Genomic DNA, 23062 nt, shown 5'->3' with positions numbered 1-23062 from the left:
CATGTGTGCGGCTCAGTGGCCGCGGATGCGACGGGTCGCGTCCTGCACCTCGCCCACGAGCTCCTCGAGGATGTCCTCCAGGAAGAGCACGGCGGTCGTGCGCCCCTGGGAGTCGCGCACCTTCGCCAGGTGTCGACCCGCTCGGCGCATCACCGCGAGTGCGTCTTCCAGATCCGTGTCCTCCTGGATCGGCACCATGTGGTTGATGCGCTTCGAGGGCAGCGGCTCGACCAGCTTCGCGGCAGAGCCCGGCCCGTCCGACGCCCGCAGGATGTCCTTCAGGTGGACGTACCCGACCGGCGCACCCTCGTCGTCGACGATCACGTAGCGCGAGAATCCGTACCGGGCGACGGCCTTCTCGATGTCGTCGGGCGTCGTGGACTGAGGAAGGGTCACGAGATCGCTGAGCGGAACAGCCACGTCGCGAGCCTTCTTGTCGGTGAACTCCACGGCGGCCGCGACCGTGCCCGCCGTGTCGGTGAGCACGCCCTCGCGCCGTGACTGGTCGACGATCGTCGCGACCTCGTCGAGTGTGAACGTCGACGCCGCCTCGTTCTTGGGCTCGACCCGGAACAGCCGCAGCACGCCGTTGGCGGCCGCGTTCAGCAGCCAGATCACCGGCATGAAGATCTTGGACACCAACACGAGCGGCGGCGCGAGGATGAGCACCGCGCGATCCGGCACCGAGAACGCGAGGTTCTTCGGCACCATCTCACCGAACACGACGTGAAGGAACGACACGATGAGCAGGGCGATCGTGAACGACACCGCGTCGACGACGCCGTCCGACCAGCCGATCGCGTGCAGCGGCACGGCGAGCAGATGGTGGATGGCGGGCTCTGAGACGTTCAGGATCAGCAGCGAGCAGATGGTGATGCCCAGCTGCGAGGTCGCGAGCATCAGCGTCGCGTGCTCCATCGCGTAGAGCGCGGTCTTGGCCGAGCGCGACCCGCGGTCGGCCTTCGGCTCGATCTGCGATCGACGCGCGGAGATCACTGCGAACTCTGCGCCCACGAAGAACGCGTTCGCCACCAGCAGCACGACCAGCCAGGCCAGTCCTCCCCAGTCGTTCATCGTCCGACCACCTCTCCCGGCAGATCCGGACTCGGAACGTAGCGGATCCGATCGACGCGGCGACCGTCCATCCGGACGACCTGGAGCGTGCCCGTGTCGAGGGCGACCTCGTCGCCCACCGACGGCACGCGCTCGAGGACGCTCATGACGTACCCGCCCACGGTGTCGTACACATCTCCCTCGGGAACCTCCACGCCCGCTCTGCGGCGCAGCTCGTCGGGCCGCAGCTCCCCGGGGAACGTGATGCCGTCCCGATTGCGGACGACACCGGCGCGCGTGCGGTCGTGCTCGTCGGAGACCTCGCCAACGAGTTCCTCCACGAGGTCCTCCAGCGTGACGAGACCGGCAGTTCCGCCGTACTCGTCGACGACCACCGCCAGCTGATATCCGCGGGCTCTGAGCTCAGAGATGAGCGCATCGACGTGCACGGTCTCCGGCACGCGCAGCGGATCGGTCGAGAGCGCGCCGACAGGGACCTCGCCGCGTCGCTCGCGCGGCACGGAGATCGCGGCCTTGAGGTGCACGACACCCGTGATGTCGTCGAGATCGTCGTCGTACACCGGGAAGCGACTGTGCCCCGTCCGGCGAGCGAGCTGGATGACGTCGTCCGCCGAGTCTCCGACGGCGAGCGCATGCATGCTCGGCCGAGCCGTCATCACATCGGCGGCCGTCAATCGCGAGAACGTCAGGGTGCGGTCGAGCAGGCTGGCGGTGTCGGCTTCGAGCAGCCCGGCGCTCGCCGAACGACGCACGAGAGAGGAGAGCTCTTCTGCGCTGCGGGCGCCCGAGAGCTCCTCCTTCGGCTCGATGCCGATGCTCCGCAGGACCCCGTTCGCGCTGCCGTTGAGCACGACGACGGCGGGCTTGAAGACGGTGGTGAAGGCGACCTGGAACGGGATGACGAGCTTCGCAGTCGCGAGCGGCAGGGCGAGAGCGAAGTTCTTCGGAACGAGCTCGCCGAGGATCATCGACAGCACCGTGGCGACCAGCATGGCGACGATGGTGGCGATCGGGCCGACGGCCGCGTCGGGGATGCTCCACGCGACGAGCGTCGGACCGAGGAGGTTCGAGAGCGCCGGCTCCATCGTGTACCCGGTCAGCAGCGTCGTCAGGGTGATGCCGAGCTGGGCGGACGACAGGTGGGTCGAGGTGTGCTTGAGTGCGCTGATCGTCAGCGACAGGCGGGACTCGCCCCGGGCCTGGCGGGCTTCGAGGTCGGCACGGTCGAGATTGACCAGCGCGAACTCGCTCGCGACGAACAGCCCCGTGCCCACAGTGAGCAGAAGCCCCACGCCCAAGAGGATGTAGTCCATCAGTCGTTCCTCCCGATGTGGAGAGGCAGGCAGTGGGGCGATGTACTACAACTGGGAGGGTCGTCCATGGTGTCCACGATTCTACGGGATGCCGGTGCGACGGAGGACGGACCGCTACCAGCTGACCGGCAGCGCCTTGCCCTCTTCGTATCCGGCCGCGGACTGCAGCCCGACGAGCGCCCTGTCGTGGAACTCGGGCACCGAAGACGCACCGGCATAGGTGAACGACGACCGCACGCCCGAGGTGATCATGTCGAGCAGGTCCTCGAGTCCCGGGCGCAGCGGATCGAGGTAGATCTTCGACGAGGAGATCCCCTCCGCGAACAGCTCCTTCCGTGCGCGCTCATAGGCATCGAGGCGTCCGAATCGGGCCTGCACCGCCTTCGTCGAGGCCATCCCCCAGGATTCCTTGTAGAGACGGCCCTCCGCGTCGCTCTGCAGCTCTCCGGGCGCTTCGATCGTCCCGGCGAACCAGGAGCCGACCATGACGGATGCTGCGCCTGCGGCGAGCGCGAGCGCCACATCACGCGGATATCGCACGCCCCCGTCCGCCCAGACGTGCGCGCCCTGCTCGCGTGCCGCTTCTGCGGTCTCGAGCACGGCGGAGAACTGCGGTCGGCCGACCGCGGTCATCATCCGCGTCGTGCACATGGCACCGGGCCCCACGCCGACCTTGAGGATCGAGGCGCCCGCCTCGACGAGGTCCTTGACGCCGTCGGCGGTGACGATGTTCCCCGCCACGATCGGGATGCCGAGGTCCAGAGCGGCCACGGCGCTCAGCGCACGCAGCATCCCCTCCTGGTGCCCGTGCGCCGTGTCGACCACGAGCACGTCGACGCCTGCGGCCGCCAGCGCCTTCGCCTTGGCGGCGACGTCTCCGTTGATGCCGACCGCCGCCGCGACGGCGAGACGGCCGTCGCGGTCCAGGGCCGGCCGATACAGCGTCGAGCGCAGAGCACTGCGCGCGCTGAGGGTGCCCACGAGATGTCCGTGGTGCGTGATCGTGACCATGTCGACGCCCGCGTCGGTGATCACGTCGAACGCATGACGCTCGGATCCGATGTCGTCGGCGTCGAGCGACGGTGTGCCGACGTGCACGAGATCGCCCAGCTGCGCATCGGGCAGCGCGGTCGCCAGCCGTGTCGCGGGCAGGACGCCGAGGATCCTCTCCGCATCGTGCGGTGCCTCTCCCGTGGCGACGACGATGCCGTGCCCGGCGGTGGCCGGCATCAGACGAAGGGCATCCGCCACCGACGCCTCGGGCGGCAGCACGATCGGCGTGTCCCACAGCACCGGCTGCGCCTTGACATCGCGGATCGCGGCGTCCAGCCCCTGCAGGGGCATGTCCTGCGGAAGCACTCCGAGCCCGCCCCGCCGTGCGAGCACCGCGGCGAGCCGAGGACCGGTGACGGAATTCATGTTCGAGGCAACGATCGGGAGCGTCGCGGGAGTCCCGTCCTGCGGCGCCAGATCGACCTGCAGACGACTCGTGACAGCCGATCGTCGCGGCACGAGGAACACGTCGGAATAGGTCAGATCGACTGCGGGTGACTCACCGGAGAACTCCATACCCCCACGGTACTCAGATAGCGCCGCCGAGGGCGCATGCCTTCGACGAATGCCCGAGGAAACACGTTAGGCTTGGAAGTCGAGAGTGTGCGGGCCCGGACGCATCACGCGTCCTGGTGTGCATATATGGACTTCAGCGATGAAAGAGGGCGATCGAGCGTGTCGAACCAGGTGACCGGCGTCGGGGGCGACGGGGGGTTCGGAGCCAATTCCTGGCTCGTGGAAGAGCTCTACGAGCAGTACAAGGTGAACCGCGACTCCGTCGACAAGGAGTGGTGGCCGATCCTCGAGAAGTACCAGTCGGATGCCGCGACCGGCAGCGCGGTCCCCGCAGCCGCCACGGAGCAGCCGGCTCACCCCGTGACCGCGCCCATCCCGGTCATCGGCGCACAGCCCGTCGCACGGACCACGACCAAGCCCGCCGCTGCAGCCCCGATCCCCGCGCAGGCTCCGAAGCCCGCAGCCAAGGCCGAGGCGCCCGAGTCAGCCGAGCCCGTCGAAGAGGACAAGGTCACGCCCCTTCGCGGTCTGCCCAAGACCCTCGCCGCGAACATGGACGAGTCGCTGACGGTTCCGACCGCGACGAGCGTGCGCACGGTGCCCGCGAAGCTGATGATCGACAACCGGATCGTCATCAACAACCACATGGCGCGCACGCGCGGCGGCAAGATCAGCTTCACCCACCTCATCGGCTGGGCGCTGATCCGCACGCTCGACGAGTTCCGCAGCCAGAACGTCTTCTACGCCGAGATCGACGGCAAGCCCTCGGTCGTGGCTCCGGCTCACGTGAACCTCGGCATCGCGATCGATCTGCCCAAGCCCGACGGCACGCGCGCTCTGATGGTCCCCAGCATCAAGCGCGCCGACACGCTGACCTTCAGCGAGTATCTCGTCGCCTACGAAGACCTCGTGACGCGCGCCCGCAACAACAAGCTGACGGCGGCCGACTTCCAGGGCACCACGGTCTCACTCACCAACCCCGGCGGCATCGGCACCGTGCACTCCGTGCCTCGTCTGATGAAGGGGCAGGGCTGCATCATCGGCGCCGGTGCCCTCGAGTACCCGGCCGAGTTCCAGGGAGCGAGCGAGAAGACGCTCAACGAGCTGGCGATCGGCAAGACGATCACGCTGACGAGCACCTATGACCACCGAGTCATCCAGGGCGCCGGCTCCGGCGAGTTCCTGAAGAAGGTCCACGAGCTCCTGATCGGACAGCGCGGCTTCTACGACGACATCTTCGCCGCTCTGCGCATCCCGTACTCCCCCATCCGCTGGAACCCCGACATCGCGGTGGATCTCGCCGAGCGCGTCGACAAGCAGTCCCGCGTGCAGGAGCTCATCAACTCGTTCCGAGTGCGCGGTCACCTGATGGCCGACATCGATCCGCTCGAGTACGTCCAGCGCTCGCACCCCGACCTCGAGATCGAGAGCCACGGGCTCACCTTCTGGGATCTCGACCGCGAGTTCGTGACCGGCGGGTTCGGTGGCCGCCGTGTCGCCAAGCTGCGCGACATCCTCGGCGTCCTTCGCGACTCGTACTGCCGCACGCTCGGCATCGAGTACATGCACATCCAGGACCCGGAGCAGCGCCGCTGGTTCCAGGAGAAGGTCGAGGTCAAGTACCAGAAGCCCGGCCACGACGAGCAGCTGCGGGTTCTCCGCAAGCTCAACGAGGCCGAGGCGTTCGAGACCTTCCTGCAGACCAAGTTCGTCGGTCAGAAGCGGTTCTCACTCGAGGGCGGCGAGTCTCTCGTCCCGCTGCTCGACGAGATCCTCCAGGGTGCGGCCACATCCGGACTCGAGGGCGCCGCGATCGGCATGGCGCACCGCGGCCGTCTGAACGTGCTGACGAACATCGCGGGCAAGACCTACGGCCACGTGTTCCAGGAGTTCGAGGGCACGCAGACCCCCGGCAACCAGCGCGGCTCGGGCGATGTGAAGTACCACCTGGGCACCGAGGGAACGTTCGTCGCCGATGACGGCTCCGAGCTCCCGGTGTATCTGGCCGCGAACCCGTCTCACCTCGAGACGGTCGACGGAGTCCTCGAGGGCATCGTGCGCGCCAAGCAGGACCGCAAGCCGATCGGCACGTTCGCCTGGCTGCCGATCCTCGTGCACGGCGACGCCGCGTTCGCCGGTCAGGGCGTGGTGGTCGAGACGCTGCAGATGTCTCAGCTGCGCGGGTATCGCACCGGCGGCACGATCCACGTGGTGGTCAACAACCAGGTCGGCTTCACGACCCTCCCGAACGACTCGCGTTCCTCGGTGTACTCGACCGATGTCGCGAAGACCATCCAGGCACCCGTGTTCCACGTGAACGGCGACGACCCCGAGGCTGTGATCCACGTCGCGCAGCTCGCGTTCGAATACCGCGAGCGGTTCCACCGCGACGTCGTCATCGACCTCGTCTGCTACCGCCGCCGTGGTCACAACGAGGGAGACGACCCCTCGATGACGCAGCCGCTGATGACCGACCTGATCCAGGCGAAGCGATCGGTGCGCAAGCTGTACACGGAGTCGCTCGTCGGTCGTGGCGACATCACCGAAGAGGAGTACGACGAGGCCAAGGCCGACTTCCAGAACCGTCTGGAGATCGCGTTCGCCGAGACGCACGCCGCCGAGACCGGCGCCAACCCGGTCGCGCAGGATCTGCCGCCGGTCGACGAGCAGGTCGGCGCTCCGGAGATCACCGGAGTCTCGAACGAGGTCATCCAGCTCATCGGCGACGCGTTCGTGAACAAGCCCGAGGGCTTCACCGTGCACCCCAAGCTGCAGCAGCAGCTCGAGAAGCGTCTCGACATGAGCCGCAACGGCAACATCGACTGGGGCTTCGGCGAGCTTCTCGCCTTCGGTTCGCTCCTCGTCGAGGGAACGCCCGTGCGGCTCGCCGGGCAGGACTCGCGACGCGGCACATTCGTGCAGCGTCACGCGACTCTGCACGACCGCGCGAACGGCCAGGAGTGGCTGCCGCTGTCGAACCTCTCCGAGTCCCAGGGCCGCTTCTTCGTCTACGACTCGCTCCTCAGCGAGTATGCGGCGCTCGGCTTCGAGTACGGCTACTCCGTCGAGGCTCCCGAGGCCCTCGTGCTGTGGGAGGCCCAGTTCGGCGACTTCGTCAACGGCGCTCAGTCGGTCATCGACGAGTACATCTCGGCGGCGGAGCAGAAGTGGGGACAGCAGTCCAGCGTCACGCTGCTCCTTCCCCACGGCTACGAGGGTCAGGGGCCGGACCACTCCTCCTCGCGCATCGAGCGGTTCCTGCAGATGTGCGCGCAGGACAACATGATCGTCGCGCGCCCCTCGACGCCCGCGTCGTACTTCCACCTGCTGCGCCGCCAGGCCTACGCGCGTCCGCGCAAGCCGCTCATCGTCTTCACCCCGAAGGCCATGCTGCGTCTGCGTGGGGCGACGAGCCCGGTCGAGGCCTTCACGCAGGGCCGTTTCGAGCCGGTTCTCGACGACAACCGGGGCCTCGATCGCAATGCCGTGAAGCGCGTCCTCGTGCACTCCGGCAAGGTGCACTGGGATCTCAAAGCCGAACTCGAGAAGAACCCGAACCCCGAGATCGCGCTGGTCAGGCTCGAGCAGCTCTACCCGACCCCGATCGACGGACTGAAGGCCATCACCGATTCGTACCCGAACGCCGAGCTGGTGTGGGTGCAGGAGGAGCCGGAGAACCAGGGAGCCTGGCCGTTCCTGGCACTCGCCTTCGCCGACGTCCCGGGTGACCGCAGCTTCCGTCCGGTGTCGCGTCCGGCTTCGGCATCGCCCGCGACGGGCTCGTCGAAGGTGCACGCGGCCGAACAGGCGAAGCTGCTGCGGGATGCCCTCACGCTCGGCTGATACCCGGCAGACATGAAAGGGGCGCCTCGACTTCGGTCGAGGCGCCCCTTTCGTCTGAGAGTTCAGTACCAGATGTCGAGTGCCGGCGCGGGGAATGCCACGAACGCGCGGTCCAGCTCTTCGACGACGGCGGCGTCGGCATCGATCCGTCCGGCGACGTGCAGAGACGAGGCCCGCACACCCCCGGCATAGAGGATGGAGAGCGCGGACACATCGAGCTCCGCATCCACGGCCGCGGCATCGTCCACGGCCTCGACGGATGCCTCCCCCGTCTCGTCGACGCGCAGACGCCAGTCACCCGACGCGAAGCCGAGCGGATCGCGAACGCGCAGAATCACATCGATGGGCGCCGAGTACCGTCGCGCAGGGAGAGCCGCGGGGACGTCGAGCAGGCGCAGCCAGCCATGGTCGTGCACCGTCTGGGTGACACCACGCGGGTCGCGAACCAGCCACGGAAGCGCGTCGTCGAGCGGACGCAGATCGGCGGTGACCTCGTCGACGAGATCGTGCTGCAGCGCGAACCCCCACAGGGCGGCAGTCGCTTCGGGAGTCTCCGCGACCAGCAGGCGCACGGCGAGGGCGAATCGGAAGGATCCGGTGCGCTCGCTGAGGGTGAAGGCCATCGCCCCGCGCACCTCGCCGTCCGCGTCGACGAAGCGGATGCCGCGCACCTGATCGCGGTCGGTGTCACTCGGTGACAGGCCGGCGATGCCGGTCCAGCGGGAGTGCCACCCGGGGATCTGACCGCCACGATGACCGCGGACCCGATCATGCACCGCTCCGAGTTCCGCGGCGAGCGACTCGCGGTCGAGGTATTCGACGCGGCCGTCCGAAGACGGACCTGCCCAGCCGGCGCGACGGGTATCGACCGTGACGCGCGACATATGCACAGCCGACCCGAAGCCGTACCTGCCGTAGATGGTCGCCTCCGAGACCGTCAGCCCCGCGATCGGCACTCCTGCCGTCGCCGCTGCCCTGAGCTCGCCCTCGAGGAGCGCTCGCGCGATGCCGCGACGTCGGTGCGTGGCCGACACCGTGACTCCGCTGATCGCCCACATCGGGATCTCGCCCCCACCGGGCAGCGTCAGCGGCGTGACCCAGGAGTCGATCGTGGCGACCGGAGGGGCGTCCGTCGCCGCTGCGTCGTAGACGCCGATGTTGCGTCGCGACTCGAAGGCCGCTCGGCCGAAGGCGAGCACCTCCGGTGTGGGCTCCGCGCCGAGGAAACCTCGGGTCATCGCCCTCTGGAAGCTCTCGGACTGTGCGTCGTCAGCGGTGTCGACGACCCGGTAGACCAGCGATTCCGCCGCCAGTCGCTCGGTGGAGGTCGGATCGGCCGGGATGTCGCGTGAATCGATGAGCGTCATGCTTCCAGCCTATGGGCGGATGCCGACATCACGATCTCAGGGGTCGACGGCTGCTCGCCCGCGGTCAGTGCTGAGCGGACTGCACCTCGCGCAGTCGCGCGAACACCTGGTCGCGCAGCTCCTCCGGAGCCGTCTCCTTGCAGGCGCGCGCCACGACCTCGGTGAGGGTCGTCGCCACGAGTGCCTCGTCCCGACAGGACGGGCAGTTCTCGAGATGCTCGCGGATCTCCGTGTGCTCGGTGTTGCAGACCTCGTTGCGGAGGTACTCCTCGAGATCCTTGCGGGCCTTGTCGCAGCCGCAGTCGGTCATTTCTTGCTCCTCGGGTCGGCCGCGGAGATTCCCCGCTCCACGGCGTAGTCAGCCAGCAGCTCCCGCAGCATCCGCCTGCCTCTATGCAGGCGACTCATCACGGTGCCGATGGGCGTCTTCATGATGTCCGCGATCTCCTGGTAGGCGAAGCCCTCGACGTCCGCGAGGTACACCGCCAGCCGGAAGTCCTCGGGTACGGCCTGCAACGCGTCCTTGACGACCGATGCGGGCATGTGGTCGATGGCTTCCGCCTCGGCCGAACGGCTGTGCGACGCGGTGGTCGTGGTCGACTCCGCACCGCCCATCTGCCAGTCCTCGAGCTCGTCGATCGTGCCCTGGAAAGGCTCCCGCTGCTTCTTGCGGTAGATGTTGATGTAGGTGTTCGTGAGGATCCGATAGAGCCACGCCTTGAGGTTCGTGCCCTGCGAGAACGTCGCCCAGGATCCGTACGCCTTGACGAAGGTCTCCTGCACGAGGTCAGCAGCATCAGCCGGGTTGCGCGTCATGCGCATCGCCGCGGCGTAGAGCTGATCCATGAACGGGATCGCCTGTTCCTCGAATTCGCGCCGAGGGTCGCTGACCGTCTCTGCGGTTGCCGTGTCATCCATCACCGGCCAGTCTAGGCGGGCGAGGTCCACCGACTCGCGTTCCAGCGTTGCGAGCATGCTCTCTCCTTGTCGTCGAGCGCCCGGATTCCGTCATGCGAGCACTCGCGTTTACTAAGGTGGGAACCGATGAGCGCCAACAGGTATTCCCCCTCCCCTGTCCAGGGCGTCTACGTCGCGCCGACCAGCGCGAACGCCGTCCACGCGACCGTGACGATCCCGGGCTCGAAATCGCTCACGAATCGCGAGCTCATCATCGCCGCGATCGCTGACGGACCGGGCCGGCTCATCGCTCCGCTGCACTCCGACGACTCCCGTCGGATGATCGACGCGCTGCGGGCGTTGGGTGTGGGCATCGAGGAGGTCGACGGCAACGGAGACTTCGGCCCCGATCTGGCGATCACTCCCGCCAAACTCGTCGGCGGCACCACGATCGACTGCGGCCAGGCCGGCACGGTCATGCGCTTCATCGCGCCGCTCGCGGGCCTCGCGCAGCACGACGTGCACCTCACCGCTCACGAGACCGCGCTCCACAGGCCGATGGGCGGCCTCATCAGCGCACTGCGCGACCTGGGAGTCGACATCGACGACGAGGGGACGTGGGCGCTGCCGTTCACCGTCCGCGGGCACGGCCGCATCCGCGGTGGACGGGTCGAGATCGATGCCTCGGCATCCAGCCAGTTCGTCTCGGGACTGCTGCTCGCGGCGCCGCGGTTCGACGTGGGTCTGCACCTGGTGCACACCGGCGAGCATCTGCCGAGCCTGCCCCACATCGACATGACGATCGAGGCGCTGAGTCGTCGTGGCATTCGCATCGAGCGGCCCGCCACCGGAGAGTGGCTCGTCGAAGCCGGGGTGCCCCGCGCCAAGGAGATCGCCATCGAGCCCGATCTCTCGAACGCCGCGCCGTTCCTCGCCGCGGCCCTGGTCACGGGCGGGGCGGTGTCGGTTCCCGGCTGGCCGGTGCACTCCACCCAGCCCGGCGCACTGCTTCCCGAGATCCTGCAGGCGATGGGCGCGCACGTCGGCCGGCACAGCGGGACGCTGACGGTCAGGGCCGGCTCCGAGATCCGCGGACTCGACATGGACCTGTCCGCAGCGAGCGAGCTGACTCCCACCCTCGTCGGGCTCGCGGCGTTCGCGTCCGGCCCGACGACGATCCGCGGAATCGGTCACATCCGACTCCACGAGACCGATCGCATCGCGGCCCTCGTGGGCAACATCCGCGCGCTGGGAGGCGAGGCCGAGGAGCTCTCCGACGGTCTGCGCATCATCCCGCGGGATCTGCACGGCGGCGGCTGGGCGGCGCACCACGACCACCGCATGGCGACGACGGGCGCCCTCATCGGCCTGCGGATCCCGGGAGTCGAGATCGACGACATCGGAACGACATCGAAGACCCTCCCGGAATTCACCCTCCTGTGGGAGCGCATGCTGCGGGGCGCGTCCGCGTGAGCTGGCTCGACGACTCCGACGACCTCGAGGACGACTTCGAGGACTTCGATGAGAGCAGCATCCGCGCGCGTCCGAACCCGAAGGCGAATCGCCCCCGCACGAAGCGGCGGCCCGCCCATGACGATGCGCAGATCGGACGCGTCCTCGGTGTCGACCGCGGCCGCTACTCCGTGCTGCTCGATGAGGACACGCCCGACGAGCGGATGATCACCGCGGCACGGGCACGAGAACTCCGCAGGAACCCGATCGTGACGGGCGACCAGGCGAAGGTCGTCGGTGACATCTCCGGCGAGGACGGCACGCTGGGGCGCATCATCGGCATCGCCGATCGCACCTCTCTGCTCAGGCGCAGCGCCGACGACACCGACCAGGTCGAGCGCGTCATCGTCGCGAACGCCGATCAGATGCTGGTCGTCGTCGCCGCGGCCGACCCCGAGCCGCGAGCCCGACTGGTCGACCGCTATCTCGTCGCCGCTCTGGACGCCGGCATCCGCCCGCTCCTCGTCGTGACCAAGACCGACCTGGCCGATCCCAGCGCCTTCCTGTCGCACTTCGACGGCCTCGACCTGCGCGTCTTCACGAGTGCGCAGGACGAGATGCCCGTCGATGAGATCGGCGCGGCACTGGTCGGTCACTCGACGGTCTTCGTCGGCCACTCCGGCGTGGGCAAGTCGACGCTCGTGAACGCCCTGGTGCCCAGCGCGCTCCGCGCTACAGGGCACGTCAACCAGGTCACCGGCCGTGGCAGGCACACCTCCTCGTCCACCGTCTCTCTGCGGTACGTCGGCCCCGAAGGTCGCGGCTGGGTGATCGACACCCCGGGGGTCCGGTCCTTCGGACTCGGGCACGTCAACCCCGCGAACATCCTCGCCGCATTCACCGAACTCGCCGAGATCGCCGAGAACTGTCCGCGCGGATGCACGCACCTCGCCGATGCCCCGGATTGCGCTCTCATCGAAGCCGCGGAGAGCGGCGAGCTCAGCGAGACGGGACGAGCGCGTCTGGACTCCCTCCAGCGGCTCCTGCAGACCTTCGCCGACAAGGCGGAGCAGACGCCCGGCCGCTAGGCTGGAGGGGTGACTGTGCGCCTGGAACCCGGAACCGCTGCCCCCGACTTCGCTCTCCTCGACCAAGACGGACAGACCGTCACCCTCGACGATCTGCGCGGCCGCAAGACGGTGCTGTACTTCTATCCCGCGGCCATGACCCCGGGCTGCACGACGCAGGCCTGCGACTTCCGCGACAGCATCTCGTCGCTCGACGGCGCCGGATACCGGGTGATCGGGGTCTCGCGCGACGAGCCCGCAAAGCTCGCCGAGTTCCGCGAGCGCGACGGCCTCACCTTCACCCTTCTCAGCGACCCCGACCACGCGGTGCACTCCGCGTACGGCGTATGGGGTGAGAAGATGAACTACGGCAAGGTCGTGGAGGGCGTCATCCGATCGACCTTCGTGCTCGATGAGCAGGGCACGATCGCACTCGCCCAGTACAACGTCAAGGCCACCGGACACGTCGCGCGCCTGCGCAAGCTCCTCGGCGTCGACGCCTGACGGTCACTCCGCCGGGCGCTCGTTCTCGGCTCGCGTGCTGGCGATCAGCAGCGCGAAGCACAGCAGTGCTGGCAGACCCACTCCGACGGTGAACGCCCACGCGACCGGCTGCAGCGTCAGCGAGGCGAGCGCGAGCGCGATGGCGAGCACCTGGAAGACGACGCCACCCGATCGCGCCCATGACCGCCCCGTCCTCGTCCCGATCGCGAACGCGATGAGCGCGGCGGCGCCGAGGAGAGTGAGCACGATGAGAGCGAGCGCTGTCGGCAGTGAGGCTGCGTCCCCCGCACCGAGGCCCACGAGCTCGATGAGAGCGAAGACGATCAAGGCGGCGCCCTCCGCCGCGAGAACCGCGGATGCCGCCAGAGCGAGGCCGGGTGAGCGCACAGTTGTCTCCTGAGAATCGGATGAGAACGGCGGAAACCCTTGATTTCGCCGGTTTCATGTAACAGAATAGACAACGTCATGTGCTCCCACAGCGGCGTGGGGCGGGCTTCGAGCTCGCATCACAGAAAGCGGGCATCCGTCCGTATCTCATACAGGGTAGCTGAACCCGATCTGCACCCGAAATCCGAGTCGTCGCAGTGCGTCGATTTCTGAAAAACCACACCGAGGAGCCCCCATGGACTGGCGCGATAAGGCCGCCTGCTTGACTGTCGACCCCGAACTGTTCTTCCCTGTCGGGAACACGGGTCCGGCCGTCGACCAGATCGAGAAGGCGAAGACCGTCTGCGCCACCTGCACGGTGACCGAGATCTGCCTGCAGTACGCCCTCGAGTCCAGCCAGGACTCGGGCGTGTGGGGCGGCCTCTCCGAGGACGAGCGCCGCGCACTCAAGCGCCGCGCCGCCCGCGCCCGCCGCGCCTCCTGAACATCGAGAAGCGGCCCGAGACGATGTCTCGGGCCGCTTCTGCGTATCTGCTCACCGTCGCGGCGGACTCGTCACGCGGTGAGCCAGCGGAGCGGGATGTCGATGACGACCTCGGTGCCCTCTCCCTCGCTCCCCCGCCACTCGATCGATCCGCTGAGTTCCCCCTGGATCAGGGTGCGGATGATCTGCGTTCCCAGTCCCTGACCGATGCGCCCCTCCGGCAGGCCCTTGCCGGTGTCGTGCACCGTGACGCGCAGATTCTCCTCGGTGCGCGCGGCGTCGATCGTGACCATGCCCTCCTGCCCTGCGAGGCCGTGCTCCACCGCGTTCGTGACGACCTCGGTGAGCGCGAGAGCCAACGGCGTCGCATACTCGCTCGGCAGGACCCCGAAGCGCCCGGTCGACCGAGTGCGCGCACGGGTGTTCGGCGCGGATGCGACCTCGGCGACGAGCTTCAGAACCCGGTGGAACACCTCGTCGAAGTCGACCTTCTGAGTCAGCCCCTGAGCGAGGGTGTCGTGAACCACAGCGATGGAGTCCACACGTCTCATCGCCTGGGTCAGCGCATCGCGCGCCTCGTCCGAGTGCGTACGACGCGCCTGGATGCGCAACAGCGATGCGACCGTCTGCAGGTTGTTCTTGACACGGTGATGGATCTCACGGATCGTCGCGTCCTTGGTGATGAGCTCCTGCTCCTGATGACGCAGCTCCGACACGTCCCGGCACAGGACGATGGCACCGATGCGCGTCCCGTGATCCTTGAGGGGAATCGCCCGCAGCGAGACAGTGACGCCGCGCGCTTCGATGTCGGTGCGCCACGGGGCGCGCCCCGTCACGACGACGGGCAGCGACTCGTCGACCTGTCGCGACGGCGGCACGAGCCTGGTGGTGACCTCGGCGAGAGACTCGCCCTCCAGTTCGTCATCGAAACCCATGCGATTGAACGCCGAGAGCGCGTTCGGACTGGCGAACGTCGTGATGCCGTCGACGTCGATCCGGATCAAGCCGTCTGACGCTCGGGGAGCTCCGCGGCGCGGGGAGGTCGGAGCCGCTGGATCGGGAAAGCTGCCGTCGGCGATCATCCGGAAGATGTCGTTCGCGCACTCGTCGAACGTGATCTGCTGTCGCGACGGCGTCCGGGCCTCGCCGAGGTTCGTGTGCCGGGTGACGACGCCGATGACGGTCCCCTGGTGCTCACTGCCGCGGCGCTCGTTGACGATCGGCACCGCCCTCACGCGCGTCGGGGTCTCCTCGAACCAATCCGGCGAGGACGAGTCCACGATCTCCGCCGAATCGAACGCCCCCTGTACCTGCGTGCGCCACTGCGGCCGCACCCGCTCTCCCACGATGTCGCGGTAGAACAGGGTGGCCGCTCCGCTCGGACGGGCGTGGGCTACGGCGACGAACGATCCGTCGTCGGTCTCGATCCAGACGACGATGTCCGCCGACGCGAGGTCCGCGAGAAGCTGACCGTCGCCGGCGAGTCGATGCAGCCACTCGACATCGTTCTCGGCAAGACGGCCCTGGGCATTGGCGAGGTCGCTGAGCGTTGACACCCCACCAGCCTAGAGCGCGTCCGCTCAGAGAACGGCCAGCGACGTCGCCCGCCAGCGTCGGTCGAGACCTTCGAGGCGAATCGCCACCGCCCGGGTGCGACCGGGACCCGCGACCACGACGACGGCCTCTACCTTGCCGTCCACCGGTTCCGTCACGCGGATCGACAGGATCTCGAAAGTCGGGCGCGCAGGCGAGACCCCCCTCGCGCTGCGCGCCCTCGCCGACAGATTCGCCCGCGTCACCAAACTCCGGTACGCGTCTTCATTGAACCAGCGGGCGAGCTGATCGACTTCTCTGACTCCCGCGAGCACCTCGAGCACGCCCTGGGTCAGGCTCCGCAGCAGCGGACTCGGATCCGGCAGGTCGGCGCGGGGCGTCGGCTGTGGTGCGAAGTACTCGTGAAGCATCATCTGAGGCACTCTCCATCGGGAAGACTGCGCCAAGTAGAGCATGCGTCGACTGGCCGATCCGGTCGCGTTCGTGATGTATGTGGATAACTCGTACATGCGCTCCCGGACTTCATTTACGGTGGTCCGCGTGCACTGGGATCGACTGTTCGAAGACCTCGAAGGCCAGCTGGCCTCCGAGTGGGAGAGCGAGCGCGCGGCGCTCGACGCCGAGTCGGAGCGCCTGCGCATCTCGAGGCTCGAGCTTCGCAGCCGGCTCAGAGTGCTCTGTGCATCGGCCGCTCCCGCCACCCTGGATCTGCCGGGTGGAGCTCGCGTTCGGGCACGACTGAACGCGCTGGGCTCCGATTGGATCGCTGCGACGATCGCGCAGGCCGAGGAATCACGGACGACGCGGTCGACCGTGATCGTCCCCCTCCACGCGCTCCGCGGACTCACCGTCGATCACGGCCTGCTGCTGTCGAGCCTGGACGAAGAGGACGACCCCGCCCCCGTGCTCCGCGAGCGCATGTCGCTCGGGTTCGTCCTCCGTGACCTCGCCCGGCGACGGGTTCCGGTCAGAATCGTCAGCGTCGATGCATCCGACCTCCACGGGACGATCGACCGAGCGGGTGCGGACCATCTGGATCTCGCCCTGCACGACCCGGGCGAGGCGAGGACCGCCTCGGCGGTGCGTGCGTTCCAGATCATCCCGTTCGCAGCCGTCACGTCGGTTCAGACCGCGGGAGATCAGATGCCGTGACGGCGGGATGTGCCCCAGACCTCTGGGAAACTCGCCTCATTCGCCTCACGCCACAGCGCCATCCGTCTGGCCTCTTCGGACTGCTCGGCGAGATACTCCGAAAGGCTCGACTCCTCGACGCGCCACCGGGCGGGTGCTCCGAGCTTGGACCCGCGCAGACGTCCCGCGTAGACGAGTTCGATGACCTCGTCGACCCCGATGCTCAGCAGTTCCGCCACCTGCGCCGGCGCCAGGAAGCGCTGCGTGGCCGGAGAGGAATGGGGCATGCTCCCATTCTCCCCCTGCCGTGCCGATACGCCAGGGCCGATCCGATGCTGTGGATAAGTCTCGAGCAGCCGCGGCGATTTCTGTGACCATGTCGCCATGAGCAAGTTCTCCCGTTCACGGCGTGCCGTCTGGGGTGATGCCCGCTTCCTGATCGGCATCGCCGTGGTCGCGCTGTCTGTCGCCGGCGTGTGGGCCGTCGTCTCCTCCTCCGGCGCCACGACACCGGTACTCCAGGCGACGCGAACGATACCGCTCGGCGAAGCGCTCGTCTCCGGTGACTTCCAGGTGGTGGACGTGGGACTCGGCGCCGTCTCGGATCGCTACCTCGCGCCCCAAGACCTTCGGCCCGGTCAGATCGCGTCCCGGACGGTCGTCGACGGCGAGCTGATGCCGACTTCTGCCGCCGAGGACGCGGATGCGAACAGAACCACCACGATCGTCGTCGAGAGCAGCACCGGCATCCCGGCCGATGTGGGCGCCGGGAGCATCATCGAACTCTGGCAATCTCCTCCGGTGGACGAAGGCGCCCTCCCGGGGACGCCGCGCATCCTCGTCGCCGATGCGATCGTCACATCGGTGACGAAGACCGAAGGAATGCTCGCCGCCGACGGCACCACGGCTGAGATCGTGATCGACCGAGCGGATGTCGCCGATGTGCTGTCCGCGATCACCGGCGGCTCTGTCCTGTCCGTCGTGCCGATCGGCTCGACCTCGTGACGTCGGTAATCATCGCCCTACCCGATTCCCGTGCGCGCACCCTGGCCGAGGAACTCGAGCTCGAAGGCATCAGCGTGGTTTCCGTCGTCGCGCCGAGCAGGATCCTGCCCCTGCCCGACGGCGTCGATGCCGTCATCGTTCCCGCCAGCCGCGCGGTGCTGACGCCCGCGCTCGTCGCCGAGTGCGACAGGGCAGGGGTGCGGATCCTGCCGCTCGGCGACGGCGACAGCAGACTGCTCGGGCGCTACGGCCTCGCGGCCGCACTCCCGACAGAAGCGCGCGGCTGGGAGATCGCTGCCGCGCTCACCGCCGACCTTGCGGGCTCCGTCGAGCGAATCGCGCAATCTCCGCGTCGTGTCACGGTGGTCTGGGGTCCGTCCGGTGCGCCGGGACGATCGACCGTCGCGATCCAGCTCGCCGTCGAGCTGTCCAGGGCAGGACGCCGCACTGCCCTGGTGGATGCCGACACCGTCGCTCCCTCCCTCGCGCTGCTGCTGGGACTCAGCGATGATGCACCCGGGATCGCCGCCGCGTGCCGTCGGGCAGAACTCGGCGCACTCGACTCGGCAGAACTCACGCGGCTTGCGACCGTCCTCGACACGAGCGCAGGAGAGATCGAGGTCCTCGGGGGCATCAATCGCCCTGGGCGCTGGCCGGAACTCGGCGCACGTCGATTGGAGGCGACGCTGCGCGCATGCCGCAGCTGGGCAGAGGAGACCGTCGTCGACGTCGCGAGCGCCTTCGACGCCGACGATGAGGCGACGTACGACCTCACCGGCCCGCGTCGCCACGCAGCCACCGTTGCCGCGCTGCAGGAGGCAGACCTGATCATCGCCATCGCGGCGGCCGACCCGCTCGGCATGAGCAGGTTCATCAGGGAGCATGCCGAGCTACGACGGCTCACGACCCCGACGCCCATCAGAGTGGTGGTGAACCGCGTGCGCCCCGGCCCCCTGGGCATGGATGCGCGAGGTCAGATCCGGCGCACGCTCGAGAGGTTCGCCGGCATCGCGGACGTCGCGTTCCTCCCTTTCGATCAGCGGGCAGCCGACGCCGCCCTCCTGCACGCCCGACCGATGGCGGACCTCACTCCGCGCTCGTCCCTCGTCGCCGGCGTGCGCCGCGTCGTGGAGACTCTCGTCTCCACATCAGCAGAGCCGCCTACTGGCGGTAGCTCGAGAGGAAGTTCCCGAGGCGCTCGACGGCTTCTGCGAGCACGCGGGGCTCGGGGAGCGTGACCAGTCGGAGGTGGTCGGGGGTCGGCCAGTTGAAGCCGGTTCCCTGCACGAGGAGGATGTGTTCGGAGACCAGCAGGTCGTAGACCAGCTTCGCGTCGTCCCTGATCTCGTGGACGTTCGGGTCCAGACGAGGGAAGGCGTACAACGCGCCGACGGGCTTGACGCACGAGACACCGGGGATTGATTCGAGTCCCTTCCAGGCGATGTCACGCTGCTCATGCAGGCGCCCGGTCGGCGCGATCAGCGAGTCGATGGACTGCACTCCCCCGAGAGCCGCCTGAACCGCGTACTGGGCGGGGACGTTCGGGCAGAGACGCGTCGAGGCGAGCAGGTTGATCCCCTCGAGGAACCCCTTCGCGTGGTCCTGCGGCCCGGTGATCACGAGCCACCCGGACCGGAAGCCGGCGACCCGGTAGGTCTTCGAGAGCCCGTTGAACGTCAGACACAGCAGGTCCGGCGCCAGGGTCGCCGTCGGGATGTGCACCGCATCATCGAACAGGATGCGATCGTAGATCTCGTCGGAAAGCAGCAGCAGCTGGTTCTCACGGGCGATCTGCACCATGCCCTCGAGAACTTCGCGTGAGTAGACCACGCCGGTCGGGTTGTTGGGGTTGATGATGACGAGAGCCTTGGTGCGCGGAGTGATCTTGGATCGGATGTCCTCGAGGTCGGGCTGCCATCCGTTGTCCTCATCGCACAGGTAATGGACCGGGGTGCCGTCAGCAAGACTCGTCATGGCGGTCCACAGCGGGTAGTCGGGTGCCGGGATGAGCACCTCATCGCCCTCGTCGAGAAGAGCCTGCATCGTCATCGTGATGAGCTCGGAGACGCCGTTGCCGAGGAAGACATCCTCGGGATCGAATCGCGGGAACCCGGGGATCTCCTCGTACCGGCTGACGACTGCTCGCCGTGCCGAGATGATCCCCTTGCTGTCGCTGTACCCGTGGGCGGTCGGAAGCGCGGCCAGCATGTCGTGCACGATCTGGTGGGGTGCCTCGAAGCCGAAGATCGCGGGGTTGCCCGTGTTGAGCTTGAGGATCCGATGTCCCTCGGCCTCGAGCCGCGCCGCCTCGACGAGCGTGTTTCCACGGATCTCGTACAGGACGTTCTTGAGCTTCGACGACTGGTCGAAGTGGCGCGTTGGTGTCATTGAGCAAGCCTACAATGACGCGACGAGGGGCCGATCCCCACGGACCGGCCCCTCGTCATGCGCTCTGCTACTTCTTCTTCTTGCCCTGCGCCCGCCGCTGCTCGCGGTTGCCCGCGGGAGCTGCCGAGCCCTCGGTGCGCTGCCCGAACGCGCCGCGCGGAGCCTCAGCCGACTCGGCCTCCTCGGCGGGAGCCTGACGCGCGGCCGCTGCCTGACGAAGCTTCTCGGTCGCGGCCTGCTGAACCTGACCGCGGTCGTTGCGGACCTCGACCTCGCCGGCGTCGTTCGCGGCGGAGTACTCGAGCCGCTGGTCTCCACCGTCTTCGGCGAGGCCCTTCGCCTCGACCTCGGCCGTCTGCGAATCGCCCGCCCGACGCACCTCGACCTCGAGATTGTAGAGGTAGCCGACCGACTCCTCCTTGATCTGCCCCATCATCGACTGGAACATCGCGTAGCCCTCGCGCTGGTACTCGATGAGCGGGTCGCGCTGCGCCATCGCACGGAGACCGATGCCGTCCTTGAGGTAGTCCATCTCGTAGAGGTGGTCGCGCCAGCGGCGATCGAGCACCTGCAGCACCACGCGTCGTTCGAGCTCACGCGTCGCCGCTTCTCCGAGCGACTCCTCACGAGTCTCGTATGCGATCTTCGCGTCCGACAGCAGCTCGCGGGTCAGACCCTCTGCGGTGATGCCACCCTTGCGGCCGGCAGCCTCGGACACGACCTCGTCGATGGTCACGCTCACCGGGTACAGCGTCTTGAGCTCGGTCCAGAGTGCGTCGAAGTCCCAGCTCTCGTTGTGACCCTCGCCGGTGTGATCGCGCACCACTCCACTGATCGCGTCCTCGATGAAGTGCTGGACGCGGTCGGCGATGTCATCGCCCTGCAGGATGTGGCGGCGGTCGGCGTAGATCGCCTCGCGCTGACGGTTCAGGACGTCGTCGTACTTGAGGACGTTCTTGCGCATCTCGGCGTTGCGCGACTCGACCTGCGACTGCGCGCTGCGGATCGCCCGCGACACCAGGCCCGACTCGATCGGGACGTCGTCGGGGAAGTTGGTGCGCGCGAGGATCGCCTCGGCGGCGCCCGACTGGAACAGGCGCATGAGATCGTCGGTGAGGCTCAGATAGAAACGGCTCTCACCAGGGTCGCCCTGACGACCCGAGCGACCGCGCAGCTGGTTGTCGATGCGGCGCGACTCGTGGCGCTCCGTGCCCAGGACATAGAGCCCACCGGCCTCGATGACCTTCTCGGCCTCTTCGGACACGATGGACTTCATCGCCTCGTACGTCTCGTCCCACGCGATCTCGTACTCCTCGGGCGTCTCGACGGGGTCGAGTCCCTTGCCCTTGAGCTCCTGCACGGCGAGGAACTCGGCGTTGCCGCCGAGCATGATGTCGGTTCCACGACCGGCCATGTTGGTGGCGACGGTCACGGCGCCGAGGCGCCCTGCGCGTGCGACGATCTCGGCCTCGCGCGCGTGGTTCTTCGCGTTGAGGACCTCGTGCTTGACGCCCTTCTTCGCGAGGAGCCGCGACAGGTACTCGCTCTTCTCGACGCTCACGGTGCCCACGAGCACCGGCTGCCCCTGCGCGTGACGCTCGGCGATGTCCTCGACCACCTGCGCGAATTTGGCGGTCTCGTTCTTGTAGACGAGGTCGGACTGGTCCTTGCGAATCATCGGACGGTTCGTCGGGATCGGGATGACACCGAGCTTGTAGGTCGACATGAACTCGGCCGCCTCGGTCTCGGCTGTACCGGTCATGCCGGCGAGCTTGTCGTACAGGCGGAAGTAGTTCTGAAGCGTGACCGTGGCGAGAGTCTGGTTCTCGGCCTTGACCGGCACGGCCTCCTTCGCCTCGATGGCCTGGTGGATGCCCTCGTTGTAGCGACGTCCGACCAGGATGCGACCGGTGTGCTCGTCGACGATCATGACCTCGTCGTTCATGACGACGTAGTCGGTGTCCTTCTTGAACAGGGCGAGGGCCTTGATCGAGTTGTTGAGGAACGAGATCAGCGGCGTGTTCGCGGACTCGTACAGGTTGTCGATGCCGAGGTAGTCCTCGACCTTCTCGATGCCGGGTTCGAGAACGCCGACGGTGCGCTTCTTCTCGTCGACCTCGTAGTCGACGCCCGCCTCGAGGGTGCGCGCGATCTTCGCGAACTCCGCGAACCAGCGGTTCGCCTCACCGGAAGACGGTCCTGAGATGATCAGCGGCGTGCGCGCCTCATCGATCAGGATGGAGTCGACCTCGTCGACGATCGCGAAGTAGTGCTCGCGCTGGACGAGGTCTTCCTTGCGCCACGCCATGTTGTCGCGGAGGTAGTCGAAGCCGAACTCGTTGTTCGTGCCGTAGGTGATGTCGGACGCATACTGCTCGCGGCGCACAGCCGGGGTCTGGCCCGAGACGATGATTCCCGTCGACATGCCGAGGGCCCGGTACACGCGCCCCATGAGCTCTGCCTGATAGCTCGCGAGGAAGTCGTTGACCGTGATCACGTGGACGCCCTCGCCCGCGATCGCATTGAGGTACGCCGGGAAGGTGGCGACCAGGGTCTTGCCCTCACCGGTCTTCATCTCTGCGATGTTGCCGAGGTGGAGAGCAGCACCACCCATGATCTGCACGTCGTACGCGCGCATACCGAGGGTGCGCTTCGCCGCTTCGCGCACGGCGGCGAACGCCTCGGGCATGAGCTGATCGAGCGACTCGCCCTTCGCGAACCGCTCACGCAGCTCGGTGGTCTCGTTGCGAAGTTCGTCGTCCGTGAGCTTGGAGATGTCCTCTTCCAGCGCGTTCACGGCCTTGACCACCTGGTTCAGGCGTCGGATGACCCGCCCTTCTCCAGCGCGCAGCAGCTTCTCAAGAGGATTGGCCACAGATGTCATCTCCCTGTCGATGGTTCCGGCGGCGCCGCGTGTCGGGCGCGTGCCAGGCATACCTTGTCATGTTACCGGTCCGTGACCTGCACGTCGTCTGCACGTCGTCTGCATGGCGTGCCTCCAACGCGTTTCCGAGTATGTATATATTG

Annotated in this window: 20 protein-coding genes; 8 read left to right on the top strand and 12 right to left on the bottom strand. The window is 67.7% G+C overall.

Translation table 11 applies throughout. The annotated features are described in order from the left end of the window. Positions 1-12: 12 nt before the first annotated feature. From BMW26_RS06300 to BMW26_RS06290, 3 genes are all read right to left on the bottom strand, one after another. Complete coding sequence (locus BMW26_RS06300; protein WP_053095682.1) at positions 13-1074, bottom strand: hemolysin family protein; 1062 nt, start codon at positions 1072-1074, stop codon at positions 13-15. Further along, entirely contained in the window at positions 1071-2387 is a 1317-nt protein-coding gene (locus BMW26_RS06295) for a hemolysin family protein (protein ID WP_053095681.1), read from the bottom strand. Before BMW26_RS06295 ends, BMW26_RS06300 begins: the two co-directional genes overlap by 4 nt. A 114-nt stretch (positions 2388-2501) precedes the next feature. Further along, positions 2502-3956: a GuaB1 family IMP dehydrogenase-related protein gene (locus BMW26_RS06290; RefSeq protein WP_053095680.1), complete on the bottom strand. Its 1455-nt coding sequence runs from the start codon at positions 3954-3956 to the stop codon at positions 2502-2504. A gap of 159 nt (positions 3957-4115) precedes the next feature. On the opposite strand from BMW26_RS06290, the gene BMW26_RS06285 reads away from it, so the two are divergent. Next, on the top strand, positions 4116-7799 hold the full coding sequence (locus tag BMW26_RS06285) for a multifunctional oxoglutarate decarboxylase/oxoglutarate dehydrogenase thiamine pyrophosphate-binding subunit/dihydrolipoyllysine-residue succinyltransferase subunit (protein ID WP_072591063.1): 3684 nt from the start codon (positions 4116-4118) through the stop codon (positions 7797-7799). A 62-nt stretch (positions 7800-7861) separates the two neighbouring features. On the opposite strand, the gene BMW26_RS06280 is transcribed toward BMW26_RS06285, so the two are convergent. The 3 genes from BMW26_RS06280 to BMW26_RS06270 all read right to left on the bottom strand — a co-directional run bounded on the left by BMW26_RS06280 (position 7862) and on the right by BMW26_RS06270 (position 10141). Then, a complete protein-coding gene (locus BMW26_RS06280; RefSeq protein WP_072591062.1) occupies positions 7862-9166 on the bottom strand; it encodes a GNAT family N-acetyltransferase in 1305 nt (434 codons plus the stop codon). Positions 9167-9230: 64 nt separating this feature from the next. Next, positions 9231-9476, bottom strand: a complete 246-nt coding sequence (locus tag BMW26_RS06275) for a zf-HC2 domain-containing protein (protein ID WP_053095677.1) — start codon at positions 9474-9476, stop codon at positions 9231-9233. Further along, positions 9473-10141, bottom strand: a complete 669-nt coding sequence (locus BMW26_RS06270) for a sigma-70 family RNA polymerase sigma factor (protein ID WP_053095676.1) — start codon at positions 10139-10141, stop codon at positions 9473-9475. The genes BMW26_RS06275 and BMW26_RS06270 overlap by 4 nt, the downstream gene beginning before the upstream one ends. A 69-nt stretch (positions 10142-10210) precedes the next feature. Between BMW26_RS06270 and aroA the strand changes: the two genes are divergently transcribed. Genes aroA through bcp form a run of 3 tightly spaced genes read left to right on the top strand, consistent with a single transcriptional unit; the run spans position 10211 to position 13086 of the window. Then, the gene (gene aroA, locus BMW26_RS06265) at positions 10211-11536 is read left to right on the top strand and encodes a 3-phosphoshikimate 1-carboxyvinyltransferase (protein WP_072591061.1); all 1326 of its coding nucleotides are present in this window, start codon (positions 10211-10213) and stop codon (positions 11534-11536) included. Continuing rightward, positions 11533-12603, top strand: a complete 1071-nt coding sequence (gene rsgA, locus BMW26_RS06260; RefSeq protein WP_053099066.1) for a ribosome small subunit-dependent GTPase A — start codon at positions 11533-11535, stop codon at positions 12601-12603. The genes aroA and rsgA overlap by 4 nt, the downstream gene beginning before the upstream one ends. Before the next feature lie 9 nt (positions 12604-12612). Beyond that, a complete protein-coding gene (bcp, locus tag BMW26_RS06255) occupies positions 12613-13086 on the top strand; it encodes a thioredoxin-dependent thiol peroxidase (RefSeq protein ID WP_072591060.1) in 474 nt (157 codons plus the stop codon). A gap of 3 nt (positions 13087-13089) precedes the next feature. Here the strand turns inward: bcp and BMW26_RS06250 are convergent, their stop codons facing one another. Next, positions 13090-13473, bottom strand: coding sequence for a hypothetical protein (locus BMW26_RS06250; protein WP_053095673.1), 384 nt, complete (start codon positions 13471-13473; stop codon positions 13090-13092). A 235-nt stretch (positions 13474-13708) separates the two neighbouring features. Here BMW26_RS06250 and BMW26_RS06245 point away from each other — a divergent pair, with 235 nt between their 5' ends. Beyond that, a complete protein-coding gene (locus BMW26_RS06245) occupies positions 13709-13957 on the top strand; it encodes a WhiB family transcriptional regulator (RefSeq protein WP_028503730.1) in 249 nt (82 codons plus the stop codon). Between the two features lie 71 nt (positions 13958-14028). Here the strand turns inward: BMW26_RS06245 and BMW26_RS06240 are convergent, their stop codons facing one another. Continuing rightward, a complete protein-coding gene (locus tag BMW26_RS06240; RefSeq protein ID WP_053095672.1) occupies positions 14029-15513 on the bottom strand; it encodes a sensor histidine kinase in 1485 nt (494 codons plus the stop codon). Positions 15514-15537: 24 nt separating this feature from the next. After that, positions 15538-15924: an Rv3235 family protein gene (locus BMW26_RS06235; RefSeq protein ID WP_198032390.1), complete on the bottom strand. Its 387-nt coding sequence runs from the start codon at positions 15922-15924 to the stop codon at positions 15538-15540. A gap of 127 nt (positions 15925-16051) precedes the next feature. Here BMW26_RS06235 and BMW26_RS06230 point away from each other — a divergent pair, with 127 nt between their 5' ends. Further along, positions 16052-16663 (top strand): hypothetical protein, encoded by a 612-nt coding sequence (locus BMW26_RS06230; RefSeq protein WP_072592252.1) that lies wholly within the window; start codon positions 16052-16054, stop codon positions 16661-16663. Here the strand turns inward: BMW26_RS06230 and BMW26_RS06225 are convergent. Next, on the bottom strand, positions 16651-16929 hold the full coding sequence (locus BMW26_RS06225; protein ID WP_056278255.1) for a helix-turn-helix domain-containing protein: 279 nt from the start codon (positions 16927-16929) through the stop codon (positions 16651-16653). The genes BMW26_RS06230 and BMW26_RS06225 overlap by 13 nt on opposite strands. A gap of 97 nt (positions 16930-17026) precedes the next feature. Between BMW26_RS06225 and BMW26_RS06220 the strand changes: the two genes are divergently transcribed. Both BMW26_RS06220 and BMW26_RS06215 read left to right on the top strand, forming a co-directional pair. Continuing rightward, entirely contained in the window at positions 17027-17647 is a 621-nt protein-coding gene (locus BMW26_RS06220; RefSeq protein WP_072591059.1) for a hypothetical protein, read from the top strand. After that, the gene (locus tag BMW26_RS06215; RefSeq protein WP_072591058.1) at positions 17644-18885 is read left to right on the top strand and encodes an AAA family ATPase; all 1242 of its coding nucleotides are present in this window, start codon (positions 17644-17646) and stop codon (positions 18883-18885) included. The genes BMW26_RS06220 and BMW26_RS06215 overlap by 4 nt, the downstream gene beginning before the upstream one ends. Here BMW26_RS06215 and BMW26_RS06210 read toward each other — a convergent pair. Both BMW26_RS06210 and secA read right to left on the bottom strand, forming a co-directional pair. After that, positions 18809-20035, bottom strand: a complete 1227-nt coding sequence (locus BMW26_RS06210; RefSeq protein WP_053095668.1) for a pyridoxal phosphate-dependent aminotransferase — start codon at positions 20033-20035, stop codon at positions 18809-18811. The genes BMW26_RS06215 and BMW26_RS06210 overlap by 77 nt on opposite strands. Positions 20036-20102: 67 nt before the next feature. Then, positions 20103-22910 carry a preprotein translocase subunit SecA gene (secA, locus tag BMW26_RS06205; protein ID WP_072592251.1) on the bottom strand — a complete coding sequence of 936 codons (2808 nt, stop codon included), beginning with the start codon at positions 22908-22910 and terminating at the stop codon, positions 20103-20105. Positions 22911-23062: the final 152 nt, after the last annotated feature.

This window comes from Microbacterium sp. 1.5R (assembly GCF_001889265.1).
GTDB lineage: Bacteria > Actinomycetota > Actinomycetes > Actinomycetales > Microbacteriaceae > Microbacterium.
Note: the sequence above shows the minus strand (reverse complement) of the source record. Positions and strands in the feature narration are given on the sequence as shown.